The 25,024-nt window shown below is 69.9% G+C and carries 27 protein-coding genes and 3 pseudogenes; 7 read left to right on the top strand and 23 right to left on the bottom strand.

What is annotated here, in order from left to right:
- Positions 1-161: 161 nt before the first annotated feature.
- Both ACFYOH_RS28810 and ACFYOH_RS28805 read right to left on the bottom strand, forming a co-directional pair.
- Positions 162-623: an SRPBCC family protein gene (locus ACFYOH_RS28810; protein WP_388631252.1), complete on the bottom strand. Its 462-nt coding sequence runs from the start codon at positions 621-623 to the stop codon at positions 162-164.
- A 660-nt stretch (positions 624-1,283) separates the two neighbouring features.
- The gene (locus ACFYOH_RS28805) at positions 1,284-1,622 is read right to left on the bottom strand and encodes a winged helix-turn-helix transcriptional regulator (RefSeq protein ID WP_388631249.1); all 339 of its coding nucleotides are present in this window, start codon (positions 1,620-1,622) and stop codon (positions 1,284-1,286) included.
- Between the two features lie 96 nt (positions 1,623-1,718).
- Between ACFYOH_RS28805 and ACFYOH_RS28800 the strand changes: the two genes are divergently transcribed.
- Positions 1,719-2,600 (top strand): NAD(P)-dependent oxidoreductase, encoded by an 882-nt coding sequence (locus ACFYOH_RS28800; protein WP_388631246.1) that lies wholly within the window; start codon positions 1,719-1,721, stop codon positions 2,598-2,600.
- 81 nt (positions 2,601-2,681) lie between these two features.
- On the opposite strand, the gene ACFYOH_RS28795 is transcribed toward ACFYOH_RS28800, so the two are convergent.
- Positions 2,682-2,879: a hypothetical protein gene (locus ACFYOH_RS28795; protein ID WP_388631244.1), complete on the bottom strand. Its 198-nt coding sequence runs from the start codon at positions 2,877-2,879 to the stop codon at positions 2,682-2,684.
- Between the two features lie 470 nt (positions 2,880-3,349).
- Entirely contained in the window at positions 3,350-5,179 is a 1,830-nt protein-coding gene (locus ACFYOH_RS28790; protein ID WP_388631241.1) for an FAD-dependent oxidoreductase, read from the bottom strand.
- 548 nt (positions 5,180-5,727) lie between these two features.
- Between ACFYOH_RS28790 and ACFYOH_RS28785 the strand changes: the two genes are divergently transcribed.
- A complete protein-coding gene (locus ACFYOH_RS28785; RefSeq protein ID WP_388631238.1) occupies positions 5,728-6,159 on the top strand; it encodes a helix-turn-helix domain-containing protein in 432 nt (143 codons plus the stop codon).
- A gap of 79 nt (positions 6,160-6,238) precedes the next feature.
- Here the strand turns inward: ACFYOH_RS28785 and ACFYOH_RS28780 are convergent, their stop codons facing one another.
- The 3 genes from ACFYOH_RS28780 to ACFYOH_RS28770 form a co-directional block, all read right to left on the bottom strand.
- Entirely contained in the window at positions 6,239-6,841 is a 603-nt protein-coding gene (locus ACFYOH_RS28780; protein ID WP_351614920.1) for an ATP-dependent Clp protease proteolytic subunit, read from the bottom strand.
- Position 6,842: 1 nt separating this feature from the next.
- A complete protein-coding gene (locus ACFYOH_RS28775) occupies positions 6,843-7,481 on the bottom strand; it encodes an ATP-dependent Clp protease proteolytic subunit (protein ID WP_388631235.1) in 639 nt (212 codons plus the stop codon).
- 733 nt (positions 7,482-8,214) lie between these two features.
- Positions 8,215-8,574: a hypothetical protein gene (locus ACFYOH_RS28770; protein WP_388631233.1), complete on the bottom strand. Its 360-nt coding sequence runs from the start codon at positions 8,572-8,574 to the stop codon at positions 8,215-8,217.
- A gap of 919 nt (positions 8,575-9,493) precedes the next feature.
- Between ACFYOH_RS28770 and ACFYOH_RS28765 the strand changes: the two genes are divergently transcribed.
- Positions 9,494-10,495, top strand: coding sequence for an acyl-CoA desaturase (locus tag ACFYOH_RS28765; RefSeq protein WP_388631230.1), 1,002 nt, complete (start codon positions 9,494-9,496; stop codon positions 10,493-10,495).
- Between the two features lie 387 nt (positions 10,496-10,882).
- A complete protein-coding gene (locus ACFYOH_RS28760; protein WP_388631227.1) occupies positions 10,883-11,350 on the top strand; it encodes a helix-turn-helix transcriptional regulator in 468 nt (155 codons plus the stop codon).
- 466 nt (positions 11,351-11,816) lie between these two features.
- Here the strand turns inward: ACFYOH_RS28760 and ACFYOH_RS28755 are convergent, their stop codons facing one another.
- Entirely contained in the window at positions 11,817-12,116 is a 300-nt protein-coding gene (locus tag ACFYOH_RS28755) for a hypothetical protein (RefSeq protein ID WP_388631224.1), read from the bottom strand.
- Positions 12,117-12,942: 826 nt separating this feature from the next.
- Positions 12,943-13,905 carry an AraC family transcriptional regulator gene (locus ACFYOH_RS28750; RefSeq protein WP_388631221.1) on the bottom strand — a complete coding sequence of 321 codons (963 nt, stop codon included), beginning with the start codon at positions 13,903-13,905 and terminating at the stop codon, positions 12,943-12,945.
- A gap of 315 nt (positions 13,906-14,220) precedes the next feature.
- Here ACFYOH_RS28750 and ACFYOH_RS28745 point away from each other — a divergent pair, with 315 nt between their 5' ends.
- Positions 14,221-14,727, top strand: a complete 507-nt coding sequence (locus ACFYOH_RS28745; RefSeq protein WP_388631218.1) for a DUF1772 domain-containing protein — start codon at positions 14,221-14,223, stop codon at positions 14,725-14,727.
- 219 nt (positions 14,728-14,946) lie between these two features.
- On the opposite strand, the gene ACFYOH_RS28740 is transcribed toward ACFYOH_RS28745, so the two are convergent.
- The 7 genes and pseudogenes from ACFYOH_RS28740 to ACFYOH_RS28710 all read right to left on the bottom strand — a co-directional run bounded on the left by ACFYOH_RS28740 (position 14,947) and on the right by ACFYOH_RS28710 (position 18,802).
- Positions 14,947-15,285, bottom strand: coding sequence for a hypothetical protein (locus ACFYOH_RS28740; RefSeq protein WP_388631216.1), 339 nt, complete (start codon positions 15,283-15,285; stop codon positions 14,947-14,949).
- A 108-nt stretch (positions 15,286-15,393) separates the two neighbouring features.
- Positions 15,394-16,281: a PhzF family phenazine biosynthesis protein gene (locus ACFYOH_RS28735; protein WP_388631214.1), complete on the bottom strand. Its 888-nt coding sequence runs from the start codon at positions 16,279-16,281 to the stop codon at positions 15,394-15,396.
- Between the two features lie 413 nt (positions 16,282-16,694).
- Entirely contained in the window at positions 16,695-16,862 is a 168-nt protein-coding gene (locus ACFYOH_RS28730; protein ID WP_388631738.1) for a hypothetical protein, read from the bottom strand.
- Entirely contained in the window at positions 16,859-17,113 is a 255-nt protein-coding gene (locus ACFYOH_RS28725) for a hypothetical protein (protein WP_388631736.1), read from the bottom strand. Before ACFYOH_RS28725 ends, ACFYOH_RS28730 begins: the two co-directional genes overlap by 4 nt.
- 53 nt (positions 17,114-17,166) lie before the next feature.
- Positions 17,167-17,415 (bottom strand): annotated as a pseudogene (locus tag ACFYOH_RS28720) (SMI1/KNR4 family protein); the annotation flags it as partial.
- Positions 17,384-18,361 carry a hypothetical protein gene (locus ACFYOH_RS28715; RefSeq protein ID WP_388631212.1) on the bottom strand — a complete coding sequence of 326 codons (978 nt, stop codon included), beginning with the start codon at positions 18,359-18,361 and terminating at the stop codon, positions 17,384-17,386. The pseudogene ACFYOH_RS28720 and the gene ACFYOH_RS28715, both read right to left, overlap by 32 nt.
- A gap of 285 nt (positions 18,362-18,646) precedes the next feature.
- Positions 18,647-18,802 carry a hypothetical protein gene (locus ACFYOH_RS28710; RefSeq protein WP_388631209.1) on the bottom strand — a complete coding sequence of 52 codons (156 nt, stop codon included), beginning with the start codon at positions 18,800-18,802 and terminating at the stop codon, positions 18,647-18,649.
- A 520-nt stretch (positions 18,803-19,322) separates the two neighbouring features.
- Between ACFYOH_RS28710 and ACFYOH_RS28705 the strand changes: the two genes are divergently transcribed.
- Positions 19,323-20,240 carry a class I SAM-dependent methyltransferase gene (locus ACFYOH_RS28705; protein ID WP_388631207.1) on the top strand — a complete coding sequence of 306 codons (918 nt, stop codon included), beginning with the start codon at positions 19,323-19,325 and terminating at the stop codon, positions 20,238-20,240.
- A gap of 70 nt (positions 20,241-20,310) precedes the next feature.
- On the opposite strand, the pseudogene ACFYOH_RS28700 reads toward ACFYOH_RS28705, so the two are convergent.
- The 7 genes and pseudogenes from ACFYOH_RS28700 to ACFYOH_RS28670 form a co-directional block, all read right to left on the bottom strand.
- A pseudogene (locus ACFYOH_RS28700) lies at positions 20,311-20,496 on the bottom strand (hypothetical protein); the annotation flags it as partial.
- Positions 20,497-20,581: 85 nt separating this feature from the next.
- Positions 20,582-20,935, bottom strand: coding sequence for a PfkB family carbohydrate kinase (locus ACFYOH_RS28695; RefSeq protein ID WP_388631204.1), 354 nt, complete (start codon positions 20,933-20,935; stop codon positions 20,582-20,584).
- Entirely contained in the window at positions 20,875-21,513 is a 639-nt protein-coding gene (locus ACFYOH_RS28690; protein ID WP_388631201.1) for a PfkB family carbohydrate kinase, read from the bottom strand. The genes ACFYOH_RS28695 and ACFYOH_RS28690 overlap by 61 nt, the downstream gene beginning before the upstream one ends.
- A 112-nt stretch (positions 21,514-21,625) precedes the next feature.
- Positions 21,626-22,627, bottom strand: a complete 1,002-nt coding sequence (locus ACFYOH_RS28685; protein ID WP_388631199.1) for an SIS domain-containing protein — start codon at positions 22,625-22,627, stop codon at positions 21,626-21,628.
- 79 nt (positions 22,628-22,706) lie between these two features.
- The gene (locus ACFYOH_RS28680; RefSeq protein WP_388631197.1) at positions 22,707-23,552 is read right to left on the bottom strand and encodes an ABC transporter permease; all 846 of its coding nucleotides are present in this window, start codon (positions 23,550-23,552) and stop codon (positions 22,707-22,709) included.
- Entirely contained in the window at positions 23,549-23,917 is a 369-nt protein-coding gene (locus ACFYOH_RS28675; RefSeq protein ID WP_388631194.1) for an ABC transporter permease, read from the bottom strand. The genes ACFYOH_RS28680 and ACFYOH_RS28675 overlap by 4 nt, the downstream gene beginning before the upstream one ends.
- Positions 23,918-23,949: 32 nt before the next feature.
- A pseudogene (locus ACFYOH_RS28670) lies at positions 23,950-24,402 on the bottom strand (transposase); the annotation flags it as partial.
- Between the two features lie 107 nt (positions 24,403-24,509).
- On the opposite strand from ACFYOH_RS28670, the gene ACFYOH_RS28665 reads away from it, so the two are divergent.
- Positions 24,510-24,947 carry a glutaredoxin domain-containing protein gene (locus ACFYOH_RS28665; RefSeq protein WP_388631191.1) on the top strand — a complete coding sequence of 146 codons (438 nt, stop codon included), beginning with the start codon at positions 24,510-24,512 and terminating at the stop codon, positions 24,945-24,947.
- Positions 24,948-25,024 lie beyond the last annotated feature (77 nt).

Raw genomic sequence — 25,024 nt, 5'->3', positions numbered from 1 at the left:
GCGCCGGGTACGGTACGAGCCATCCAGCCCCGAAGCGTCATCTCCTCGCGGTGTTGTCCCTGACCGTGTCCGGGCGGGTACCGTGCGCGTTCGGTTTCCTCATGCACGGGACGGTGGCGGCGGGCCGCAGCCTCAGGGACGTACCGCTATGGAACGTACGGCTATCCTCCCGGCCTGATGCGTCCGCGCCACGCTCCGGACTCTTCTCCGCGCTGCTCGATGTACTGCTTGAAGCGCTTCATGTCTCCCTTGACACGCCGGTCGAGCGTTCCGAGCATGTCCGCGGCCTTCTCCGCGGCCCCACTGGGTTCGACATCCATGACGAGTTCCACCCTGGTGTGCATGTCGTCCACCCGCTGGAAGCGGACCGATCCCTTCTGGGCCGTGTCACCGCTGGTGGTGCGCCACGTGATGCGCTCATCGGGAAGCTGGTCGACGATCTCCGTGTCGAACTCCCGGCGGACTCCACCGATCTTGGTGGTCCAGTGGTTGTGGCGATCGTCCAGCTGCCTGACTTCCTCGACGCCCTCCATGAAGTCCGGGAACGCCTCGAACTGCGTCCATTGGTTGTAGGCGGTGCGCACTGGAACGTCGACTTCCACTGTTTCCTTGACCGTGCTCATCAGTGCCTCCGTTGATCGATCCGATGCTGGGCGAGTACCCGCCACGTCACCGGCTACTACCCCGGGCTCGTGCCACCGCGACCCGGGGCGCGGCGGCTTACGACATGGCCGGGCGGCCAGCAGGGCTGAGGGGCGAGTCCACACCGGCCGGAGACTTCCCGCACGCCCGCTTGGCGAGCTGTGGGCGAAGTCCGGAGCCATCGACCTGGCCAGGCCGACCGCCAGCCATCCACGACGGTGCCGGCCTGGCGTGCGCCGAGCAGCCAAGGAGTTTCTCGTCCGGAGGACAGCGACGGACGTGCGCTGAATGGCAGATTTCCCGGCGTCCGGCTGGTCAGCGCACCCGGACGGCGGTGACTACGCCGTCGCCCAGTTCGTGGAGCTGTACGTTGAACGCCGGGTCACCAGAGAGCAGGTTCCAGAAGCCGCAAAAAGCGTGGCTCCCACGGCGGACCACCACCGAAGTTCGACAAGAACGGCTACAAAGAGCGCCATGCTGTGGAGTGCGGCATCAACCGGCTGAAACGCCACCAGGCGGTGGCCACGCGATACGACAAACTCGCCGTCCGCTACGAGGCGACTCTGCTGGTCGCGGCCCTCAACGAGTTGCTGTGACCAGCACGTTCACGAGGGAGCCTGGCCTGCCTTGTCCTCCAGCCCTCAAGTGGTCGGCCGCTCGCGCCCCCAGGCGGCCAGCGGCTGGAGTGCGTCGTTGAGGCGCATGCCGTCCTCGGTCAGCGAGTACTCGACGCGGGGCGGCACCTCGTCGTAGGAGACGCGGTGCACGACGCCGTCCGCTTCCAGCTCGCGCAAGTGGGAGGCGAGCACCTTCTCGGTGATGCCGGGAAGCAGTCGGCGCAGTTCGCCGAAGCGGCGGCAGGGGTGCTCGTGGAGCGCCCAGAGGATCAGAACCTTCCACTTGCCGCCAATCACCTCCATCGCGGTGTCGATACCGCAGACGTGTCCGTCTTGTGCGCCTGGCCGGTTCAGCGTCGCCATGCTCCACCCCTCCGACGTGCTCGCTCACCCCGGGGTAACCACCCACTACCAAGTGCGTACTTGATCACCTCCGGCCCTGTGGCCAGCCTAGTCGGCATGGCACAGAACACTGTTGAGAAGACTTCCGTCACGCTGCTGGGCCTCGGCGCGATGGGCACCGCGCTGGCCCGTACCTGGCTTGCCGCCGGCCACCCGCTCACCGTCTGGAACCGCACCCCGGCCCGCGCCGCGGCGCTCGCCGCCGAGGGGGCACGGGTCGCGGACAGCGCCGCTGCGGCAGTCGCGGCGAACCCCCTGGTCGTCGTTTGCCTGTTGGACGACACCTCGGTCGAGGAGGTGCTGGCCGGCGCCGACCTGGCCGACAGGGACCTGGTCAACCTGACCACCAGCACCCCTGCCCAGGCCCGCGCCCGCGCCGAGTGGGCCCACGGGCGTGGCGCCCGCTACCTGGACGGCGGGATCATGGCGGTCCCGCCGGCGATCGGCGTCCCGGAGGCCGGCGGCTACGTCTTCTACAGCGGCTCGCGGGAGCTGTTCGAGCGGCACCAGGAGACCCTGGGCATTCCGGCCGGCACCACCTACGTAGGCGAGGACGCAGGCTTCGCGGCCCTGCACGACGTGGCCCTGCTCAGCGCCATGTACGGGATGTTCGCCGGGGCCGCGCACGCCTTCGCCCTGATCCGCAAGGAGGACATCGACCCCGCCGCGCTCGCACGGCTGCTCGCCGACTGGCTCGTCGCGATGGCCCCGGCAGTCCAGCAGACCGCCGACCAGCTGCGCAGCGGCGACTACACCAAGGGTGTCGTCTCCAATCTCGCCATGCAGGTGGCCGGCACGCCGACCTTCCTGAGCACCGCCGAGCAGCAGGGTGTCAGCCCGGCACTGCTCAGCCCCTACTTCGAGCTGATGCGCCGCCGCCTGGCTGAGGGCAGCGGCGAGGAGGGCCTGACGGGCGTGATCGATCTGCTGGTGCACTGACCGGCCACTTGCCGCCACACAAGCGACCGTGCTGGTCACAGTCCTCAACAAGACGCTGGGACCAGCACTTTCACAACACCCCTAGATCGCCGAGTAGCCGTTGGAGGTTCCGATCTCCAGCACCGAGCCGGCGCGCTGGACGCGGATCAGCACGGAGATCAATTGAGTGGCCTCGGGAGTCATGTTGCGCAGCCGTAGCAGGCGGTCCGCCAACGGGCCGTCGTGGGCCCGCCCTTCCTTGTACAGGTTGTCCGGAACGCGCGCCAGATACTGATCCACGCTCGGCCGGCTCGGGCACGAAGTCCTCGCCTGCTGACCCGCTTCGGCCGCCACTCGCTACCGCCTTCCGGCACGGTCCGACCGTCGGCGCTCCAGGCAGGGTCCGCCCCACGTCACCGCTTCACGTATCTCCGACGGGGCGTGCGGTGGCTGCACGCCCACCGCTTTGCGGCCGCCTGGTGAGGTCGCTGATGATGTCGTCGCCGAGGCGCGTCCGGCCCTCGCCAGGAGCGGGCTCGGCGCCGTGAGAACGGCAGAGGTGTGGGGACACCTGATGCTGCGGCAAAGAACAGAACCTTCAGCAGTTCATGAACCAGTCCACGTGGGAGGATCGGCACGATGTAGGCGCTTGCGGAGGAGTTCGAATCGCCGCACGACTGAGCATCTGGCGCTTGAGCATTTTGATCCGGAGGCCCCCAGCCGTTCGGGAGCAGCGGCCCTTCCGGCTCATCCCAGGCAGCCGTACGGGCTCAGCCCAGGTCGAAGGTGTTGGGCAGTCCCAGCCGATAGCGCGCCTCGTCCACCCGTTTCAGGGGCTCCAGTTCCGGCGGGCGGAACAGTTCCCAGACGCGACACCGCTCGGCACCCGAATTGTCCGCGTCGAGCAGCGCGTTGACCGCTCGCCGCGCGGACTCGTTGGCGCCCTCCATCGTCGCCAGGTCCACGTCGGTACGGACGTAGTCGCCGGAGAGGAAGAAGTTCGGCACCCTGGTGCGGGCCGAGGGGCGATTATAGAGGGTGCCCGTGGGGTGGATGAGGAGCTGCTCACGGTTGCGCGGGTCGGGGCCGCCGAGACCCGTCACGGCCGGATCCATGAACCAGCCGAGTCGGTCCTCGTCGGTGAGGGTCGTCTTGCCCGAGTCGTTCAGCCCGTCCTTGAGCTGGGCCCAGAGTTCGGCGACGATCTCGTCTTTGGTGCACTCACGGGCGGTCTTGCCGTACAGGATACCGGGTTTGTCCCACTCAGAGATGATCGTGGACAGGCACTCATGGGCCCGTCCGTCCCCGTAGTCGCGCGAAAAGTCCCGCACATCCCAGAACTGGGACTGTCCGATGCCGGTCACCGCCCAGGGTGAGTCCAGGCAGTTGATGTGCCCGTGCACGACGGGAGCGGGCGTGCGCAGATAGAACATCACCCCGGTCATCCAGTCCGTCTTCAGCGCGTCGCACCGGCCGAGCTGCCGGTCGGCCGCGCGCAGGGCTTGGCCCCAGGTGGCGCGGGCGTGTTCGACGGGCATCGCCGAGACGTAGTAGTCGGCGGTGACTGTGCGCTCCGGGCCGCCGTCGCGGGGCGCGACATGGACGCCAGTTACACGGCCGCCCTCGTACAGCACCTCCCGAACCTCCGTGCCGAGCACGAACTCGACGCCGAGCGAGCGCAGATACCGTTCCCAGGGAGAGATCCAAGCCTCGCTCGTCGGGGCGTTGAGGACCCGGTCGATGTCGGCGTCGCCGTCCATGCCCCGGCCGAGCAGGCCCCACAGAAGCAGGGCCTCGATGATGACGCGGCCGACCGTTCGCGTGGAGGCGATCTCGGCGCGGGTGGCGACCAGATTGCGGGTCTGGCCGATGCCGAGGAGCACCTGGTACTCGGCGCTCATCTCGCCGGCCCGGATGAAGTCCCACCACGCCGTCTTCTCCCACTCGTCCTCACGGCGGGCGTCGCAGCTGGTGAGGTGGACGAGCAGACGGTCGGCGAAGTAGGCGGCCTCATGGGCGGGCAGCCGGGTGCCGAGGTCGAGGACGGACAGGATCTGGTCGCGCAGCCAGGCCGCGGTGATGTCACCGGGTGCGGGCGGGGTGGTGACCCGGCGCAGGGGGAAGTGCAGGTCCGGGCGGCCGGAGCCACGTGCGAACAGCGCCTCGGTACCGCTGCGGAGGTTGTCGTGGACGCCGGCGGCATTGCCGGGGAAGGGGATACGGCGCATGGTGTCCGGCAGGTTCCGGTAGAAGCCGGGGAAGAAGCGGAAGCCGTGCTCCGCGGGAAGCGGTGCGCGACCGCCGGCGGCAGTGCCGGGGACGTCCATGGAGCGGGCCTTGCCGCCGAGTGTGTCGTAGTACTCGTAGACGGTGACGGCGTAGCCGCGTTCGGCGAGTTCATGGGCGGCGCTGAGGCCTGAGACGCCCCCGCCCAGGACGGCGACGCGCTTCTCGGACGGCGCGGCCGCGGCGCTGCCGGCGGGCCATAAGGCGGTCGCCGCGACCGCTCCTCCGGCGACCGTCGCCCCGGCGGCGGCCAGGAAGCGTCTGCGGGAGTGTCCGGCGTTCTCCTCGGACTGCTGCGAGCGTTCTGCTGTCATGTGAACCGGAGCGTAGGGAGAGGCACCGGAAGCCGGAAGCCTGTTCCTCCGCCACCCACAGCATCCTCACAATCCCAAGGAGAGAGGACGGGTGAGGATCCAGCGAGTGACGGCCCGGGCCGGTGGTGGCCGGGGCCTTGACGTTCGACTGCCGCTCCTGCAGCGGCGACCACCTGGCTACGGCTGACCAGCGCTGCGGTCTCCTGGCGACGGCCTGGCCCACCGTCTACGGCGTCCACTTTGAGGGCCTCGGCCGGCGGCAGGTGTTCCTGTGCCGCACGCAGGGAGCACAGCAGTTCTCTGGTCCTCACCTGCCCGCTGTCGGCCCCGCCTGCGGCCTCTTCACCTCCGTCTGCGGCACCACCCGCCGGAACAGCACCCACAACTCATCCGGCACCAACCGCTCAACCGGACCGCAGGAAGCGGTGTTTCAGTGCTGTGACCGGGAAGGTTCACCGGCGCGCGACACCTCAGTCCGCCCGCACGGCTTCACCCAGGGCAGAACGCCGCTCCCTTCCCCCCGCGCCCCGGATCCCTAGGCTGAAGGGGTGAGCACTCATGCGCCGAACGAAGCCCGCGTCATCCCCCTGCGCCCGCAGACCTCGCCGCCGGGTTCCGGTGGGGCGACCCGCGCCCCGCAGCGACCGGCGGGAGCCCCGCAGACACCCGCCCCGAAGGAACCGTTGTTGCGCGATCTCGTCGGCGATGTGCTGCGGCGCGAGCGGCTCGCCCAGGAGCGCACGCTGAAGGACGTCGCCGAGGCGGCCCGCATCTCGATGCCGTACCTGTCGGAGCTGGAGCGCGGACGCAAGGAGGCCTCCTCCGAGGTGCTGGCGGCCGCCGCCCAGGCGCTCGGGCTCGGCCTCGCCGACCTGCTCTCGCTCGCCCAGGACGAGTTGGCCCGGTACGCCCGGAGCCGGGTGAGCCGGGGCCGCACGTCGCCCACGGCGCAGTACGACGGCCTCTGCCTCGCGGCCTGACCGAACCGTCGGCCGGTAAGGCGGGGAACGCCACCGCCGTACCGGCCGGCTCGTCGGCCCTCGGCCGCGGCCGCGCGGGTCAGACGAACGCGAGCCGCCGGCTCAGCACCTCGTCGGCGAGCCCGTAGGCGACGGCCTCCTCCGCGGTGAGCACCTTGTCCCGGTCCATGTCCGCGCGCAGGGTCGCCACGTCGTGATGCGTGTGCCGGGACAGGACCTCCTCCACCTGCGAGCGGATGCGGACCATCTCCTTGGCCGCGAGGCTGAGGTCGGAGACCGTCCCCTGTCGGCCGCCGCTGGCCGGCTGGCCGAGCAGCACCCGCGCGTGCTGGAGCACGAACCGCCGCCCCGGATCTCCGCCGGCCAGCAGCACCGCCGCCGTCGACGCCGCCTGACCGACGCAGAACGTGGAGATCGGCGCCTGCACGAACGTCATCGTGTCGTAGATCGCCATCAGCGAAGTGAACGATCCGCCGGGCGAGTTGAGATAGATCGAGATCTCGTGCTCCGGGTTCGCCGACTCCAGATGCAGGAGTTGCGCGATGACCACATTGGCGACTCCGTCGTCGATCTCGGTGCCGAGGAAGATGATCCGCTCGTTCAGCAGCCGGCTGAAGACGTCGTAGGACCGCTCACCCTGCGCGGTCCGCTCGATGACGTAGGGAACCGTGTACGACCCCATGTCACAACCCCATCCGTCGGCGCGACGCGGCCGGGCGGATGTCGGTGAGCGACTCCACCACCCGGTCCACGATCCCGTACTCCCTGGCCTGCTCGGCCGTGAACCAGCGGTCCCGGTCGCCGTCCCGCGCGATTGTCTCCTCGCTCTGCCCGGTGTGCTCGGCGGTGATCCGCTCGATGGCCTTCTTGGTGAACTGCAGGTTCTCCGCCTGGATCTCGATGTCCGCGGTGGTGCCACCGATGCCCGCTGAGGGCTGGTGCATCATGATCCGCGCGTTCGGCAGCGCGAACCGCTTGCCGGGCGCCCCCACGGTGAGCAGGAACTGGCCCATACTGGCGGCGAACCCCATCGCCAGCGTCGAGACGTCGTTCGGAATGAGCCGCATGGTGTCGTAGATGGCGAGACCCGCGGTGACCGACCCGCCGGGACTGTTGACGTACAGGCTTATGTCGGTGCGTGGGTCCTCCGCCGACAGCAGCAGCAACTGCGCGCACACCCGGTTGGCCGAAACGTCGTCGACCTGTGTGCCGAGGAGGACGATCCGCTGGGCGAGCAGCTGTGTCGCGAGATGGTCGTCGAAGCGGCTGGGCGGTGTGTCACCGTCCTCCGCGCGGGGCGGGAGCGTGGTCAGTGGAGTCATCTGGTCTCCTTGTCGAAGCGGGGATGCCGTCGACTCCACTCTTGACCTCGGGAGGTCCCCGGATGCGATTTCTCTGCCCGCCGCAGATTCGCCACGGGCAGAGCGGACCGCTCCGCCCTCCCCGCGCAGCCGCCGGAAGAACGCCCGTACGTCCTCCGTCAGCAGGTCCGGCTCCTCCGTGGCCGGGAAGTGGCCGACGCGCTCGAACTCCGTCCAGCGCACGATGATTTCCGTCCGCTCCGTCGTGTGCCGCAGTGGCACCCGCAGTTCGGCCGGGAACACGGCGAGCGCGGTCGGTGCGGAGTCGCGCGCCGGCTCGTGGCAGATCCGCGCCGATGAACTGGCGGTACCGGTCAGCCACTACAGCAACGTCGACAGCGCTGAACGGTTCCGTCATCCGGAACGGGCGGACGGGCCTCCGAGCGCGACGGCCCTCCTGCCGGCACCGGACGAGCGTTCGCCACCCGGCCCGGAACGGGACATGATCCGCTCGTGGGAACGCCGAAGCAGTTCATGGTCAGGGCGGCTGCCCAGAACAACGCCGAGTTGTGCGCGGCGATGAACCGATCGCACGGCCTGGTGAGCGAGTCCGATCTGGAGGCTCGGGCGACCCCGGCCCGAGCGCCGCGGTACTACGTGGTGCCGGGCGGCAGCTGTGCCGCCCAGCGCCGACCGCGATCGCCGGGCGACGTATGGGCGCCATGTGAGGCCCCACGGGTGCGGGGGAGCGGCGTCAGGACGACAGCATGATCAGCCGGGTGCTGTCGCGGGTGTCGACGCATACCCGGTAGGGGTTGGGGTGGCCTTGGCGTTCCTGGCATTTCCAGGTGCTTCCTGCGGCGCGCAGCACGACGGTGGTGCTCGCTACGTTGTGCCTGGTCTTGGTGTAGGCGGCTGCCACCTGCAGAGCGGCGGCACAGGGCACATTCTCGGAGGCGGACACCCCGAGCCCGGAAGCCTTGTCGGTTCCGCAGTATGCGCTGGCTTTGTGATCGTTCGTTCCAGAGCCGGCGAAGGCCTGGGCGGGTACTGAGAGACACAACGCGGCGGCCGCCAGCAGTACGGCGACCGTTCCCTTACTGCTCGAATGCATCGCGTGCCCTCCTTACGGGGGGAGCCCCGGGCACTTCGCAGAGTACCCAGGACTCCCTCCATGCACACTGGTTTCACTTCCGCGTCCGAGTCCGTGTCGTGGTCGCTGGTGGAGGTGCGGACGTAGTCGCGGGCGAGGACGAAGCCGGGCACGACGGTCCTCGCCGATCTCCGGAAGTTTCTGAAGGGCGTCCAGGATCGCCTGCCACTCGGGCACGGTGGGCTCCGCCAGGTGGGTGTTGTGGCGTACGACGATCGGGTCTGCCGGCTCGCCCGCCGCCTGCGCCCTGCGCAGCAAGGCGATCTGCTGCTCGTCGTGCGCGGTGTGCGGCCGGTCGCCGTGACCGGGCGCGTCGATGACGGCGACGCGGAAGCCGCCCGCACGCTGGTCAGCGGCCGGTTTGTGTGCCGAGGCCACGAAGTCACCTCACCCCCGGACTTTCCATTCAGCTCCTCAGGCGCCCGGACTGACTGCGCATCGGCGACCGCCATCAGCCGACCAGCCACCGCGGTCGCATCCGCACCGAGGCATTCCCTCCTCTGTGCCCGGTCCTCGCCGGCGTTTCGACCGGCGAGTGCCGATCCAGGCGAGCGGTGCGCGTGCATGCCCGCACCGCCTGATGGCCCGCCGCTGGTGAACCCAGTGACCGGCCGCAGGGGCGTCGAGAATTGCACGGAAGGGCGCACCGCCGCCGCTCGCCCCACCGTCCCACACCCTAAGAAGCCCAGAACCCATGCCGAGCCGAAGGAGATTCAGTCCCGCGACGTTCATGCCCTGGACATCCCTGACGACCTGCGCGGATGCCGCCCAGTGCGATCCTGGGACCAGGACCGCCGAGCGCGTTCGAAAGCACACGGGCGCGTGATCCAGGTCGGCCCGGCGCCGGCTCCGAACGGGATTGAGCGATGGCGAGGAAACGATGAACCAGAGCGACGTCGACCGTACCGAACAGACCGCTGTCGAACATGACGTCGATGCCGAGGCCGGGGTCAAGCCGCTGCTCGACACACCCCAGACGGCCGCGGCAGGGGTGGCAATGTGGATCTTCGTCGTCGGCCCGCCGATCTCCCTGATCGCCGTAGTGCCGTTCGTGTGGGGATGGGGCCTGTCCGCGCTGGACGTCGGCATGGCGGCGGTCGCCTACCTTGTGTCCGGCTTCGGCCTGACGGTGGGTTATCACCGCCTCTTCACGCACCGCTCGTTCAAGGCACGGCGGGGCCTGCGGATCGCCCTGGCCGTCGCGGGTTCGCTGGGGATCGAGGGCTCGCCGGTCCAGTGGGTGGCGAACCACCGGCGCCACCACGCCTTCGCCGACCGCGAGGGTGACCCGCACTCGCCCTGGCGCTACGGGACCGACACCCGCGCGCTGCTCAAGGGACTTCTGCACGCACACATCGGTTGGATGCTGAAGCGCGAACTGAGTAACCGCGCCAGGTTCGCTCCCGACATTGCCGCCGATCCCGATCTGCGGCTCATCGGTCAACTCTTCGGGCCACTGGCTGCCGTCTCGCTCCTGGCCCCGGCACTGGTCGGCGGGTTCGTCACCGGAACCTGGACCGGCGCGCTGACCGGGTCCTTCTGGGCCGGCGTGATCCGGATGGCGTTGCTGCACCATGTCACCTGGTCGGTGAACTCGATCTGTCACGTCGCGGGCAGGCGCCCCTTCGTCAGCCGGGACAGGGCCACCAACTTCTGGCCGCTCGCACTGCTGTCCTTCGGCGAGAGCTGGCACAACTCACATCACGCGGATCCCACGGGCGCGCGCCACGGCGTGCTGCCGGGTCAGCTCGACCCGTCGGCGCGCCTTATCTGGATTTTCGAGAAGCTTCGCTGGGTTCACGACGTGCGCTGGCCGAGCTCGGATCGTCTCAGCGCTCGGCTGCTGCCCAACCCGGGTGCCCCGCACGGGGCCACGGGCTGACGACGCGCGGACTACGCGTCGCCGCGGTTACCGTGCCGAAGGGAGACACCGAAGGCGCGGGAATCGCCGAATAGTGGGCGAGCAACTACCAACCCCGCCACCCAGGTCATGTGTCATAGGGCGAATCCCGCGACGAGTCGACCGCGTGAGTGGCCCGAGCGGCATCCAATCCGCCGGATCTTCATCGCATATCGTGCGTGCGAGGGGCACACACGATCCGCCTCCGAGAGGCGCCGACAGGATTGGCGGCGGGCAGGATCTACCGAGGCGAGTGGGTGCTCGCAGGACAGGAAAATGCGACCCACCGGACGCTGACGCGGACGCGTTGCCGGGATTTTCAGCGCCGGCGAAGCCCGGGCCCAGGTCATTCCAGGTATAGATGCACGAGTGCCCCGGTGGAAGTCCCCCGGCGTGGTCTTCCACACCGGCCGCTGGTACGTCGTCGGCCACGACCACCTGCGCGATGGTCTGCGGACCTTCCGCATCGGCCGCATCGCTTCCGTCACCGCCCGCTCCCGCCACTTCACGGCCCCTGACGGCTTCGACCCCGTAGCCCACCTGACCTCGACCCTGGCCCGGGGGTCCTACCGCTGGCAGGTCGAGGTGACGATCCATGGCCCCCTCGATGAGATCGCCCGCCGGCTGCCCCGCTCAGCCTTCACCCTCACCGCCCGGCCCAGCGGAGTCCTCATGCACGCCCGGGCAGAACGGCTGGACGGCATGGCACACCTGCTCGCCTCCCTGGAATGGCCCTTCGCCGTCCACCACCCCGACGAACCAAGGCAGGCCCTCAAGAACCTCGCCGACCAGCTCACCGCAGCCGCCGAGCGAGGGCCGGAGCAACTACCGCAGTAGAGATCCGTGCGCGTAGCTCGTCTGTCCTGGCCTCTCGGTCTTCCGCTGTCCGCCCGCGCCGCGACCTGGAAGGGGAGATCGGCCACCGCTTCGAATCGGCCACCGCTTCGAATCGGCCACCGCTTCAAGCGGAGCCACAACCGCGGAGGTCTACGCCGATGCCGAGCGCCTCGAACGCGAGGAAAACCTCCTGGTCTGTCCGGTCGGCGTCCGCGATCACTGCGGCGTTGTCCTTCGCTTCGGTCTAGGCCTCGCCCGGACAGAGGAAGGGCGCCGATGGAGGCGGGCCGCAACCTGGGCTCGCTGTTGCGCCCTCCCTATCCGGTCCCTCCGTCGTCGCGGACACCGGCACATCACGTACATCAGGGGCTTCGTCACGTGGATCCGGGTGCCCGACGGGATCGAGCACCCGGATCCGTTCCTTGTTGTCAGGGGTTGCGATCAGTTTTGCTGACACTCGGTCGCCTCAGCCCCAGCCCCAACCATGGTCACCCCAGCCCCAGCCGTTGTGGTGGCCCCAGCCCCAGCCACCACCGTGGTGGTGTCCTCCACCCCAGCCCCAGCCGTTGTGGTGGCCCCAGCCCCAGCCGCCGCCGTGGTGGTGTCCTCCGCCCCAGCCCCAGCCGTTGTCTTGGTGGAACGCGACGACGTGCTCGGGCGCGGTGGTGGCGGCTGCATGGGCGGCTCCAGCCCCGGCGGCGATGGCCAGGATCGGTGCCGACGCAACCGCGACAGCCAATCTCTTGATACGTGTGCGCGCGCGCATGGTGAGCCCCTCTCTGAGGGTGTGCTTGATCTTCTGGCGGCCTCGACGGGCCGTCCCTGCGCTTCAGAGCCTGCGCGTAGCCCTGTGCGTCGCTCGCCGCCCGCGCGCAGTGCGTTCAGGCGGCGGACCATCACCTCCGATATCGAGATAAACGCTTGTGAATCTTCTCGTTGATGCTGTTGTGGAGGAGGTTTTGCTTCCTGTGAATTCGTACGGAAATGACGTTCGTCGGGATTGCTCCGCCATCGAACTCACGAAGCGACGTTTTCCGATTCCGCCGAGCAGCCTGTGGCGCGGAGGGGGGCGAGCGAGGCTTCGGCCCGGAGGGGGACTCGCTCCCAAGCACGCGACTGACGTGTCGGGCACTCGCGCTGGTTCATGGCCCGGGTCAGCTCTCGGTTGTCCGCGCGGGCTGCCTCCAGTACATCGGCACGTTCATCGAGCTGGCCGAGGCGCTGGGAGAGGCGCTTCTCCAACTGCTGGACCCGTGCGGCAAGGCTTTTGTGGACGCCGGCGTCCATGAGCTGCCGACGAAGAAGGCCGCGGCAAAGAAGACGACGAAGAAGCAGCTGGCCAGAAGGCGGCCGCGAAGAAGACGACCGGTCGGCGGCCTCGCAGCGCCGCCGCACGCAAAGGCGCGGCCAAGCAACTGCGCGAGGCGGACCCCTCGTGTTTGGCACACCCACGCCAGGCGGGACAGCCCGCCGACTTTTCCACGGGTCTCCGTGGTGGACCGACGGTCCGGCACACCGGCCCGGGAGTTTTCCACAGGCAGGCCGGACATCTGCCGCACCAGCCGTTCCGGCCGAGCTACGGTTCGAGTGGTTCAGCTCGCGACCGCTCCGCCGGCCGCCGCCACCGCACCCTCGCGGTGCTGCTGCGGGCTGACGCCCCGGACGCGCTTGAAGGCCGTACTGAAAGCGAAGGGGGTGCTGTACCCGACCTTGCGGGCCACCGCCGCGACGGTGGCGTCCGGTTCGCGCAGAAGGTCGGCCGCGAGGGCCAGCCGCCAGCTGGTCAGGTAGGACATGGGCGGTTCGCCGACGAGTTCGGTGAAGCGGCGGGCGAGCGCCGCGCGGGAGACCCCGGTCTGCGCGGCGAGCGACGCTACCGTCCAGGGGTGGGCCGGGTCGTCGTGCAGGAGGTTCAGGGCCGGCCCGACGACCGGGTCGCTCTGGGCGGCGTACCAGCCGGGCGCGCCGACCTCCGGCCGGGAGAGCCAGGCGCGCAGTACCGCGATGAGCAGCAGGTCCAGGAGGCGGTCGAGAACGATCTCCTGGCCGGGCTGGTCGCGGACGACCTCCTCGGACAGCAGCGCGGGCAGCGAGCTGTGCCAGGCGTCCCTCGGCAGGTGCAGGACGTGCGGCAGGGCGGTCAGCAGGCGGCGGCTGACCTCGCCGCCCATCTGATAGGTGCCGCTGATGAGTACGGCGGAGCCTTGGGGGTCGTGGCCCCAGGTGCGGACGCCGAGGTCCATCTCGTCGCACAGTTCTTCACCGTCGGGGCCGGTGGAGACCTGTCTGGGCTGGATGATGATGCTGGGCGCGGTGGCGGGGCCGTCGGCGACGGTGTACGGCTCCGGGCCACGCACCACCGCGATGTCGCCGGGCCGCAAGCGCACGGCCGGTTCGGCGTCGGGCACCACCCATGCCTCGCCGCTGTCCAGGTACATCAGGGTCAACGGCGCGCGGTCGGCGATCCGCAGCGACCAGGGCGGGCTGAGGATCGAGCGCAGCAGGAAGGCGCCGCGGGCACGAGGGCCGTCCAGCAGGGTCGCCAGTGGATCCATGCGCTCAGCCTAGGACTGGACGATCGCGTATGGCGATGAGCTTTTCGCCAATGGTCCGGCACCGGGCCGTGCGGCTGTACTGACAGGCATGACACCGGATCCGAGAGCCACCGCTCCCTTTACCCGCACACGCGCCATCAGGAAGGCCCACACATGAGGAACACGGACACGATTGCCACGGTGCGCACAGAGGACCACCCGTTCCACCGGGTGCCTGGACTCCTGTCCCAGGGGCCGCAGGGGCGTCCACCGCAGTGGGGCACTCCCGCCGCCCGGAATCCGACAGCTCAACCGCGAAACGCCTGGGGAGTATCCGTGAACGGTGACGTCCGCAGCGTCGTCCTGCTCGCCGCAACGGTCCTCTCCGGTTTGATGGCCGGGATCTACTTCGCGTTCTCCGTCGCGGTGATGCCAGGGCTGGGACGGTCGGACGACCGCACGTTCGTCGAGGCGATGCAGCGCATCAACGTGGCGATCCAGAACGGCTGGTTCGGCCTGGCCTTCGGCGGTGCGCTGGTGCTCGGCCTGGTCGCCGCGTTCCAGCATCGGCACGGTGAGGGCCGCCCCGCCCTTCCGTGGATCGTCGCCGGAGTCATGTTCTACGTGATCTCGATGCTGATCACGATGGGCGTCAGCGTGCCGCTCAACAATCAGTTGGCGGCGGCCGGCTCCCCGGGCGAGATCCACGATCTCGCCGCCGTTCGCGCGCGGTTCGAGGCGACGTGGGTGCACTGGAACGTTGCTCGCACCCTGGTGACCACCGCATCGCTGGTCTGCCTCGCCCGGGCGATACGTGTCGCCCGCGGTGCGGGCCGGGCGTGAGTGCCACGGGACCGGGAGCTACGGAGGCCTACCCCGGCCTCGGACTGGCATGGCCGCATGTTCAGGCGCCTTGTATTTCCTCAGGTACACAGTGTGTGCGTCACCCTGAGTGATCGGCGGCGACCGCATTACCCTATGCATGGGTTCGGGGTGCAGCCAAGGTACGGCGGAAACCGGCAACAGGCGGATAGCGGGGCCAGTAGTGGGTGCGGGTTTGGGCTACTGGCCCGCGCGGCGTTGGAGTACCTGAGCCTGGAGGCGGTCGTGGAGCTCGGCTTCCTCGGGTGTTTCCGGCTCGCTGCGCTGCCGGATCGGGGCGGGCTTGGGTCGTAGCGTCACGCCGGTCGTTCGCGGCGGCCCGCCATCGCCAAGTTCCAACGTCAGCAGATCGTCAAAGGCACCCGCGAAGGCCTCGACGCCGGCCGCGCCCGAGGCCGCGTCGGCGGCCGTCCTCTCGCCCTGACCTCCGAACGGATCGCCGAGGCCCGCATCCTGCTCGGCGCGCCGGACAAACCCGAACCGCCGTCGCAGCCAGGCTGCGCGTCTCCCGATGGACACTCAGCCGCGCCCTTGACATCGCGTCCCGCGGACGGCCGCCATCGGGTGCCAACGCTTGACCGCAGCGGACAGCCCCAGCCCCATGCGCGGATCGCAGAAGAGGACGGTCTAGTTGTCGCCTCGGTGTCCGTCGCGGACGCGGACCACCGCTAACCCGCCGACCCGGGTCGTGATGCCCGCCGGCCCGCGTCGGGCCGAAGCGAGCACGCTGGCCGGTCGACCGAGGGTGTCACCCTGCTCGACCTCGATCGCGACCGTCTGTGCCCCCGTCGTGTCGAGCAGGTGGGCGGCCAGGCAGCCGGTGCTGTTGGCGTTGGCGACGTCCTCGTCGACACCGATCGTCGGCGCGAACATCCGCGCCGCACCCGGTCGCTCGCCCACCGGCGGTGCGTACACGAAACAGCCGAGGAGCCCGTACCGCCGGCACGCCGCTGTCAGCCTGCCGAAGTGTGGGTGGACTCGGAGCAGCGCCGACCGATCGTGGACCGGTACCAGCATGCGTGGTGCGCCGGGCGCGGCGATCCGTGGCGCGTCGGTCGGATGCGGGTCGTCCGGGGTGAGCCCGAGCGCGGCGACGATCGCGGCGCGCTCGTCCGGTGCCGGGTGACGCAGCGCGACGAGGCCCTGGTCGAACCACACCTCGATGCCGGCGGGGCGGCGGATCGCAACGGTGTCGAACGTGCGCCCGCCGGTGTGTTGGCGGTCGTTCAGCTCGCCCAGCGCGGTGCGGGTCAACCGGACGGCCTGCGCGGCAACGGTGCCATGGCCGCAGCCGGACAGTTCGGCGGTGGCGGTGAAGAACCGGACCGGACAGCCACCGTCCGGCGTCCGCCCCGGGCCGAGGAACGCCGCGTGCGAGGTGCCGGCCGCAGCAGCGACCGCACGCCGGTCCGCGTCCGTCGCCGCCGGGTCGTCGTCGGTGACGGCCGTGGGGCTGCCGCCCCGGCCGTCGCGCCGCACGCACGCATCAACCACCGTGACATCCGGCCAGGACATCGGCCCACCTTTGACGCTCAACGAACCGGCAACCGCGAACGGCGTTCCGCCGATAGCCTAACCTGGCCGCAACGGCCGACCGAACGCGTCCCGGAGCGTACCGTTTTGCCTCAGCCGGTGCCGTCCTGCACCGGATAGTGGATGATGACCGCACCGCCGGTGGCGTAGTTGGCGACATCGGCGGCCACCCGCCGGCCTTGCGGCGACGCCCGCGCCGCAGCCATGGCGGCGGCGTCATGGCCGTCATGCGAGGCCTGCTGTTCGACCTCACTACCACCGGCGAACGTGAGCGCACCGATCTTGCCCTGAAGCGGTTCGCCGCCCTACTGCAGGCGCCCACACCCTGACGTCTCGGCACGCCCCTCCGAGGAGCCGCTGCTGCGCTCGGCAGGCCAGGGGCACCCAGCGCTTGATCACCGAGCTGCCCTCTCGCGTTGCTCAAGCCACTCGACGTACCAGCTGCGGAAGGTGTGACGGTTTCCGTGTGCATCGACGTACGGCTCGAAGGGCGGGTTGACCGCGCAGTCCCGGTCGCGGAGTTCCCCGCGGCGCGGGCCGACGACGATGAGCCAGCCGGTCATCCCGCAACCGTCGTCGCTGATGGGGATCGCACCCGCCCGCGTTCCAGGAACCAGACATCGTCGCCAGCGTCGCCGAAGACCTTGCGGTAGTCGTCCAGATAGTCCTCGTCTTCGTCACATGTGGTGGGTTCGTACCCGGCGGCGCGAAGGGTCGCAATCTGCTGGTCGGCCCAGTCTTCCGTCTCGACGAACGGCCCACTGGGGTCAGCAGCCAGGGATGGTCCTCGTCGTTCTCCCAGATCCATCCCCACGTGCCGTCGATTCGGCGCAGCGACGTGAGCTGGAGTGCCGGTCCGGGGCCATCGGCTCCAACCTCCGACAGAAACGTACGGTACTCGTCGGGGAGCGCGACACCGAACTGCGCTTCGACCTCGGCGATGGCGGCGGGAGTCAGGACGGGTTCGAACGTCGGGTGTCGAGACGGTCCACGGCCACGGGCTCGACGCTCGGCCTGCTCCACAGCGATGACGCGTTCCCGAACTCCCAACCATTGCGCGCGCGTGTTCACGGCTCTCCAACGATCAGTCGACCTTTGCCCCTGCGACCAGCGCATCGATCGCCGTACGCAGTGCGGCCAGTTCGGCCGGGGTGGGATCGGCCGGTTCGTGAGGCACCAGCGCAGCAGGGTTCACCACGGGGGCGGTGCCCTGCGGACCAGGTGCAGCTATGGCGTTGGCAAGGAGCGCGCCGTTGTCGGGCGGCGGGGTGCTGAGGCCGTCGCCGAGCCTCCGCAGTGCGGCTGCGAGCGGGGGCTGAGGGAAGGGGAAGTCCGCAGGGAGCAGCCCGGCCTGCTGGGTGTGGTCATCGCCGCGGAAGTCCAGGGTCCAGTTCTCCCAGCCCGGCAACGGCCAGTTGTGGATGCCGGCCACGGTCTGCACCGCCCAGAGCGAAATGGTGCGGCCCTGCAGGTCGAAATGGACGCCACCGTGCGGCATGTCGGCGAGCGCAGGGGTGGCCGGCGACGCAACGAGCAGGTCGATCAGGCGGGGGCCGGCGGCGAGGTGCTCGATGGGCTCCCAGTCGCTGCCCCACGCGCGAACGCGTCCGTCGGGCAGGCGCAGGGAGGCGACGGAGCAGGGCTCGGTGTACTCGGTGGCCGCGAACCCGGAAGGCTCGAAGGTCTCGAACCAGCCCGGCGCACGGGTCACGTCCCTGCCCAGGCCCAGGTGGTGGGTCAGATCACCCATGCCGTCGTGCGCGAAGCGGACGTCCCAGCCGGGCCATGTCCGGGTCAGTACGGCGCGGGCGGCGAGGTGGTCCGCCCAGCTGTCCTGGAAGGCGAACCAGAGCAGGATCCGGCGGTCGTGGTCGACGAGTGCAGCGCCCTCGCACCACACGTCGTCGAGCCATTCGTCGATCTCCCGGTTGGCGCGGAAGCAGCGCGTCGCCGCGACCGGACCGGGCAGCAGATCGTCGACCACCCGGTTGGCGGCCCAGTGCGAGTAGTAACGCTGCCAGGCGCCGCTCTCGACTACCACGTACTGCGCTCGTGCTCCCATGATCAGCGAGCCTAGCGCCGCTGGACGACGGGCGACGAACGCTTTTCAGAAGACCAACTCCGGCTGGTCACCTGCCACTCGGTGAGCGCCTTGCTGGGGGCCTCCTGGCCGGCCGGCCCTCCTACTCTGCAGGTAGGCGTGTGTGCTGAAGGCGCACGGGCGGGCTTCGTGCTGACCAGCCTGGGTTTGTGCCGTCGTGGACGGCTGCACGGCGAGAGGAAGACGAATGACCCCGGATCGCCCTCGGCCCCCAGCGCCGTAGTCAGGCCCCACCCAGCAACGGCGTCACGCCGACGCGGCGCCGGACGCGTCCCCGGGAGGCGGCAGCGTGCGCAGACGTTTGCGGGGATCGGCCACGTACTCGGCGGGGCGGGCGGCGAGCAGGCCCTCCAGCCGCTGCAGCCGGGTGCGGGCGGTGGCGCGCAGACGGCTCGGCGGCACCCTGTCGAGAACGTCCAGGCGCGCTGAGCGGAGTCGAAGGGTTGGTCGGAGGCTTCGGCCTGGGCGAGGGCGAGGGTGGCGGCGGCCCATCCGGGGGTGCCGGTGGTGCAGGCGGCCGCACAGGCCTCGGCGCGGGCGAGGGCCTGGTCGGTGCGGCCCAGCGTGAGGTGTGCCTCGGCCTGGTGCAGGGCGAGTTCGGGTACGTCGAAGCCGAAGCGCCCCGGGGCCTGGCCGGCTGGGCCGGCTTCGAGTTCGGTCAGTGCCACGTCCAGGGCGGCGGCCGCCTCGCGGTCGGGGCCTTGCCGGCGAGGGCGGGCAGCAGTGCCCAGGCGTGGAGCTGGGCAGATCCACGCCAGTCTCGACGATGAGCAGGCCATGTCGTGAAGCCGGCCCTCGTCATCAGGACCCATCGAGCCGATCCCGAGCCTCAACCGTCGGCATGGCCGTATTGAAGGGCAGTTCGTGGGCTCATGCCCGTTTCTCGGCGAGGGCGGGACAGGCTGGTGTTGAATGCGGTCTCATGAACCAGAGTGGGCGCGCGGCGAGCCAGACGGCGGTGCTGGTCTGTCAGGGGCGGGCAGCCGCGGATGGCAGGGCCGCTCCAGCCCGGTTCGCTGATCCGGTGGCGGTACAGGTGCTGCGTGCCGCCGAGCGTACGCCTGTGGACGAGGTGCGCGCAGGCACTCCACCGCAAGGGTGGCGGGCGCGCACCACCTACGAGAGTGTGCGGGCGTGCGCCGACGTGGTCGTGCCGCGGACGGCCGCGATCGATGAGGCCCTGCGCGCCCGCGTGACCGGCCAGCTGGTGATCCTCGGCGCTGGTCTGGATACGCGCGCGTGGCGTCTGCACGAGCTCGCGCAGACGGATGTCTGGGAGGTCGACCATCCGGCCTCCCAGCGTGACAAGCGCACTCGCCTCGCCGATGCCGCGCAAGCGGCCCAAGGGCCGGACGAGGCCGATCGCGCGGCTGTTGGACTGCCGGCCATGGCCCGTTCTGTACGGTTCACACCGGTGGATTTCGCCGTCGACGATCTCGGCGCGGCGTTGGATATCGCCGGGCACGACCCATCTGCGCCCACGACCTGGCTGTGGGAGGGCGTCGTTCCGTACCTCACCCGCGACGAGGTGCGCGCCACGGTGGCCATGGTCGCCGCCCGGACGGTCCCAGGCAGTGCGCTCATCGTCAACTATCAGACGCCGTCGGTGAAGGCGGCCGCCGGGCGGCTGCTGACACGCGTGCTCGGGAGTTCGGTCACGTCGGGCGAGCCGTGGCGCTCTCTGTGGAGGCCGCAGCAGATGGCAGCACTACTTGGGGAGTACGGCATGCGGGTGGTGTCGGACGACACACTCCTCGCCCTCGCGCACGCCATTGGCAGCCCGGCAAGGGGGCGGAGCTCCCTGCAATCGGGTCGCGTGGCTGTCGCAGAAAGCCACTGACATGAGGATGCACATCAGACTGGGTGCAGGGGTGCTGGTCACGGCGCTGGCTACGGTTTCCTAGCGAAGCTCGTTCCTGGCGCCGCTGTTCGCGCTCCAACGCCGGAACGGGACGGGCGTGCAATCGAGCGGCCTCAGCACGCGCCGCGATTTCCCGGAACGCGGTCAGATCGCTGTGCAGCTTCGGGTCGGCCGACTGCGGGGTCGGTGGCGTCGACAGTGCGGTGGCCCGCCAGCGCTCGCTCCACGCCCAAAGGCCGTCGCGCACTGCCGGAGTTGAACACCCATGTCTGACCACAACCGACCCGCACCGGTGCACAAGCCTTCCTCGTCACCAGACCTCAACTCGCGGGCCCGTGATGCAACGGCATTGTCCGCCGCATGGGCCGGCGCAAGGCGGCGGGCCCGGGTGTCGCGGTGGGCCGGCCGTGGCCGAACGCGGCCTCGACGAAGCACTGGTCGTGGGCCGACTGCGCGCCCTGGCGCAGGGCGCGCTCCAGCGAGAGGCGGGAGGGCGGGCTGCTTCGGGACCAGCCGTCCCGGAGCAGGGACACCGTGAAACCGGCGAGGAAGGCGTCGCCGCAGCCCACGGTGTCGGCCATGGACCGCGCGTCCGCCGCATGGGCCGGTGCTGTCACCGGCATCCGGCCGTCGTACACGGTGGCCCCTGCCAGGCCGCGGGTGGCCAGGACCATGCGCGCCCCCGTGCCAGCACGGCCTGCGCCAACTGCTGGGTGGCGGCCTCGTCCAGGTCCGAACAGGACAGCAGGGCCAGGTCGAGGTGGGGGCAGACACGGGCGAGGTAGGCGGGGGTGCGGAACTCGTCGTCGTCGGAGAGGTCGAAGCTGACCAGTGTTCCGGCTGCGGCGAGCTTGGGCAGTTCGTTCTCGGTGTGCGAGTAGACGCTGGAGTGCACCAGCGAGAAGGACGCCGCGTACGCCAGCAGGGCGTCGTCCAGGACGAGCGGCTCGCGTACGGTGACGCCGCCGCCGTTGTAGCTGAGGAAGACCCGGTCGCCGCCCTGGACATGGAGAGTGGAGACGCCGGACTCGCCGTGGCGCACCACGCTGCGCTCCACCGCGACACCCTGGGCCGCGATCGCCGCACGGAGGAAGGCGCCGAGGTCGTCGTCGCCGAACACCCCCAGATAGGCGGTGTCGAGACCGAGGCGGTGGGCGTAGACGGCGACGTTGACGCAGTTGCCGCCCGGGTAGTCGATGCCGCGGTCCACGAAACGGTCGACGACGTTGTCGCCGAAACCGAGGATGTTCATCAAGTCTCCAGGAGCGCGGGCGCCGCGCGGATGCGCGGCGCCCGCTCGGGGTGTGCCGGTGCCCCGGCACCGGCACGCCGGGGCGGATGGACGTGGGTGGGACGGTGGGCGGTCAGTAGTCCATGACGCGGTAGTAGCGGCGCAGGTCCAGGGAGTGGTCGCGCACCCGCTCCAGGTGCTTGCTGACCCGGTCCATCACGGTGTCCATGACCAGCGGCGCCAGCAGACCGCGGAACTCGGGGCTGATGCCCTCCAGGGGGTGGTCGCGGGTGTCGAAGACGGTGACGTCCTTGGAGACCCGGCGGGCGAACGCCTCGGCCCGGTCGGTGAGCGCGCGGGTCTCGTCCTCGCCCTGGAAGACGATCACGCTGGTGTCCTCCTCCAGCAACTCCAGCGAACCGTGGAAGAACTCGGCGCTGTGCACCCGGGTGGTGCGCAGCCACTGCATCTCCTCGAGGATGCACATGGAGTACAGGTAGGTGAATCCCCACAGGTTCCCGCCGCCGATGAGGAAGTGGTAGTCGGTGTCCTTGTGGGCCTCGGCGAAGTCGGACGCCGCGGGCTCGGCCCGGCGGGCGACCTCCACCAGGATGCGTGGCAGGCCGGTGAGTTCGTCGGCGAGGCGGTCGTAGCCCTCGAACTCGCCTCGCCGGGACAGCAGTCGGCCCATGAACAGCAGCATCTGGACGTCGAACGGCCAGGCCTTGGGTGCGGAGACCAACGCGGTGTCGACCCGCCGGGCGATGGGGGAGTCGGGGTGGCCGGTGAAGCCGATCGTGTACGCTCCGCGCTCCTTGCAGTAGTCGATGGCCTTGATGCTGTCCTCGGTGGTGCCGGAGACGGAGGTGAAGACGGCGGCTGTGCGCTTGCCCAGGCGGGCGTCGCCGGAGACGACCAGCTCCGCCGCGATGGCCGCCCGCACCGGCAGCACCGAGGTGCGCCGGGCCAGGTGCTCGTAGGGCCACATCTGGGCGTAGGTGCCGCCCGCGCCCACGAGGAGGACGTTGTCGTACCCCTCGTCCACGAGACGGTCGACGACTTCCTCGATCCGGGGGCGCAGCGCCACGATGCTTTCGGTCTGGGCGACGAACTCGGCTTCGTTGAAAGAGAGCACGGTGATGGTTTCCTTCGAGGCGTTGGTTGCGCACCGGCCGTGGCCGGGCCGGTGTCCTGGGGGCGGGGGGGACCGGGGGTCAGGCCGCGCGGCGCCGGGAGAACAGGACGTTCGCGCCGGCGATGATCAGGCCGCCGACGAAGATCAGCGTTCCCCTGACGTTGACCTGCGGGGGCACACCGGTACGGCTGGCGCTGTACACCCACAGCGGGAAGGTGACCGTCCGGCCGGCGTTGAAGCTGGTGATGACGTAGTCGTCGATGGACAGGGCGAAGCACAGCAGGGCGCCGGAAACCACGCCGGGCAGCAGCATCGGCAGGGTGACCAGCCGGAACGCCGTCCAGGGCCCGGCTCCCAGGTCCCGGGCGGCCTCCTCCAGCGTCGGGTCGTCACCCGCCATGCGGGCCCGTACGGTGATGGCCACGCACGGGATGCAGAACGCCACGTGGGCGAGGACGATGGTCCAGTAGCCGCGGGGCACGCCGAGGACGATGAACAGTGACAAAAGGGCGGCGCCCAGGGCGATTTCGGGGGCGGCGATGGCGGCCAACAACAGCAGGTCCACGGAGCCGCGGCCGCGGAAGCGGTGGCGGCCCAGGGCCAGGCCGATCGGGGTGCCCAGCAGGGTCGCGACCACCGTGACGACCAGCGCGATGGTGAGGCTGTTGACCAACGCGGAGGTCAGGTTGGGGATGGCGAACAGGTGGCGGTACCAGGTGAGGGTGAAGCCCTGCCAGGTGAAGTTCACCTTGCTGTGGGTGTCATTGAAGCCGAACAGGACCATGACGGCGATCGGCAGCAGTAGCCAGGCCAGCACCAGCCAGGTGTACACGGTGAGCGTGGGACGGCGGCGCGGGCGGCGGCCGGTGCGCGGCCAGCGGGCCGCGGCCGTGTCCTGGGCGGGGGCGACGGTCTGCGTGGTCATCGCGCGGCCACCTCCAGCACGTCCTCGGTGCCCAGGGCGCGGGCGTAGGCGAACACGGCCAGCAGCAGGGCGCCCATGAGCACGAAAGACAGGGCGGCGGCGGCCGGGTAGTCGAGGTTGGTGAAGTACTCGGTCTGGATGATGTTCCCGATCATGGTGGTCGAGGGGCCGCCGAGGATGCCGGCGTTGACGTAGTCGGCGGAGGCGGGCACGAAGGTCAGCAGCACGCCCGCGAAGACCCCGGGCAGGGACAGCGGCAGCACCACGCGCCAGAAGGTCTGCGCCCGGGAGGCGTACAGGTCGGTGGAGGCCTCGATCACCTTGGCGTCCACCCGCTCCAGGGCCACGGACACGGGCAGCACCATGAACGGCAGGAAGTTGTAGGTCAGTCCGCCGATGAGTACGGCCAGCCGGGCACGAACTGATCCGAGGACCGTCCGCTGCGGCCGTAGACGTGGCAGAACAGACGGTCCGCGCTGGTCGGGGCGTCGGGGCGGAGCCAGTTGCGGATGTCGACGGCGAGGACCGGGCGGCCGTCGGCGGCCTGCGGCATGGTCAGGCCGGCCAGCACCTGCCGCAGCCGGGGCACGTCCACGTTTCCGCTGTTCAGTGCGTCGTACATGGCGCCGTGCCCGCGTCGGCGCTCGGTCACCAGCGTCAGGTCCACCGGCGAGGTCACCGGTCCGTCCGCACACAGCAACGCATCCGTGAGGTCGAACAGTTCGTCCCCGCGAGCGGTCAGACAGCCGAATAGGTCCTCCCGGAAGCGTGACGCTTTCGCGAACGCTTCCCCCGGGACATGATCAGGCAGCAGACTCACCTTCACGGCCTTCGTCGTGGTCACGTGCATCCTTGGTCGGAGCACATGATCAGACGAAGGCCACCTCAGCGTCCGGCGAACACCCAGGTGAACGACCTAGTTCGAGGAGCAATTCGACTCATCGATAGCCTGCATCCATGATGCGTGCTTGGATCCTGCCGATGCTGCTTGTGCTCAGCGGCGCAGCCGTCGCGACTGGGCAGATCTTCAAAGGGAGCCCCGGCACAGCCGCAGCACTCCTGCTGGCGTTCCTGGCGCTCGCCGGCGTGAACTCACCCCTGATCTTCCCCAGGTCGATCGGTGCGCAGGAGGCACAACGCCGCAGCGCGGTCGACGGCCGACCCGTCGTCTTCTGGCGGCCGGGCTGCAAGTACTGCATACGACTGCGCATCCGGCTGGGCCGCAGCGCCCGCCAGCTGCACTGGGTCAACATCTGGCGCGACCCGGCAGCTGCCGCAGCGGTGAGAGCAGCCAACGACGGCAACGAGACCGTGCCGACCGTCGTCGTGGCGGGCCAGCCACACACCAACCCCGATCCCGAATGGGTGCGCGAACAGCTCTCCCCTTCAGCGTGATCAGAAACCACGACCCACCGGAGAGGCGCCCGCAGACCCAAGCGCAGGGAGGTTAGAAGACAAGTTGAGTACCTGTT

The organism is Streptomyces sp. NPDC007856 (assembly GCF_042868225.1).
In the GTDB taxonomy this organism is placed as follows: Bacteria; Actinomycetota; Actinomycetes; order Streptomycetales; family Streptomycetaceae; genus Streptomyces.
Note: the sequence above shows the minus strand (reverse complement) of the source record. Positions and strands in the feature narration are given on the sequence as shown.

Coding starts and splice junctions, on each gene's coding strand:
- ACFYOH_RS28675 (WP_388631194.1), bottom strand. CDS start 23,917: ATGGTGCTGCCCGTGTCCGTGGCCCTGGAGCGGGTGGACGCCAAGGTG.
- ACFYOH_RS28810 (WP_388631252.1), bottom strand. CDS start 623: ATGAGCACGGTCAAGGAAACAGTGGAAGTCGACGTTCCAGTGCGCACC.
- ACFYOH_RS28800 (WP_388631246.1), top strand. CDS start 1,719: ATGGCACAGAACACTGTTGAGAAGACTTCCGTCACGCTGCTGGGCCTC.
- ACFYOH_RS28770 (WP_388631233.1), bottom strand. CDS start 8,574: ATGCATTCGAGCAGTAAGGGAACGGTCGCCGTACTGCTGGCGGCCGCC.
- ACFYOH_RS28735 (WP_388631214.1), bottom strand. CDS start 16,281: ATGTCCTGGCCGGATGTCACGGTGGTTGATGCGTGCGTGCGGCGCGAC.
- ACFYOH_RS28790 (WP_388631241.1), bottom strand. CDS start 5,179: ATGACAGCAGAACGCTCGCAGCAGTCCGAGGAGAACGCCGGACACTCC.
- ACFYOH_RS28730 (WP_388631738.1), bottom strand. CDS start 16,862: ATGACCGGCTGGCTCATCGTCGTCGGCCCGCGCCGCGGGGAACTCCGC.
- ACFYOH_RS28695 (WP_388631204.1), bottom strand. CDS start 20,935: ATGGTCCTGGCCACCCGCGGCCTGGCAGGGGCCACCGTGTACGACGGC.
- ACFYOH_RS28775 (WP_388631235.1), bottom strand. CDS start 7,481: ATGACTCCACTGACCACGCTCCCGCCCCGCGCGGAGGACGGTGACACA.
- ACFYOH_RS28765 (WP_388631230.1), top strand. CDS start 9,494: ATGAACCAGAGCGACGTCGACCGTACCGAACAGACCGCTGTCGAACAT.
- ACFYOH_RS28665 (WP_388631191.1), top strand. CDS start 24,510: ATGATGCGTGCTTGGATCCTGCCGATGCTGCTTGTGCTCAGCGGCGCA.
- ACFYOH_RS28755 (WP_388631224.1), bottom strand. CDS start 12,116: ATGCGCGCGCGCACACGTATCAAGAGATTGGCTGTCGCGGTTGCGTCG.
- ACFYOH_RS28705 (WP_388631207.1), top strand. CDS start 19,323: ATGAACCAGAGTGGGCGCGCGGCGAGCCAGACGGCGGTGCTGGTCTGT.
- ACFYOH_RS28750 (WP_388631221.1), bottom strand. CDS start 13,905: ATGGATCCACTGGCGACCCTGCTGGACGGCCCTCGTGCCCGCGGCGCC.
- ACFYOH_RS28680 (WP_388631197.1), bottom strand. CDS start 23,552: ATGACCACGCAGACCGTCGCCCCCGCCCAGGACACGGCCGCGGCCCGC.
- ACFYOH_RS28780 (WP_351614920.1), bottom strand. CDS start 6,841: ATGGGGTCGTACACGGTTCCCTACGTCATCGAGCGGACCGCGCAGGGT.
- ACFYOH_RS28805 (WP_388631249.1), bottom strand. CDS start 1,622: ATGGCGACGCTGAACCGGCCAGGCGCACAAGACGGACACGTCTGCGGT.
- ACFYOH_RS28690 (WP_388631201.1), bottom strand. CDS start 21,513: ATGAACATCCTCGGTTTCGGCGACAACGTCGTCGACCGTTTCGTGGAC.
- ACFYOH_RS28715 (WP_388631212.1), bottom strand. CDS start 18,361: ATGGGAGCACGAGCGCAGTACGTGGTAGTCGAGAGCGGCGCCTGGCAG.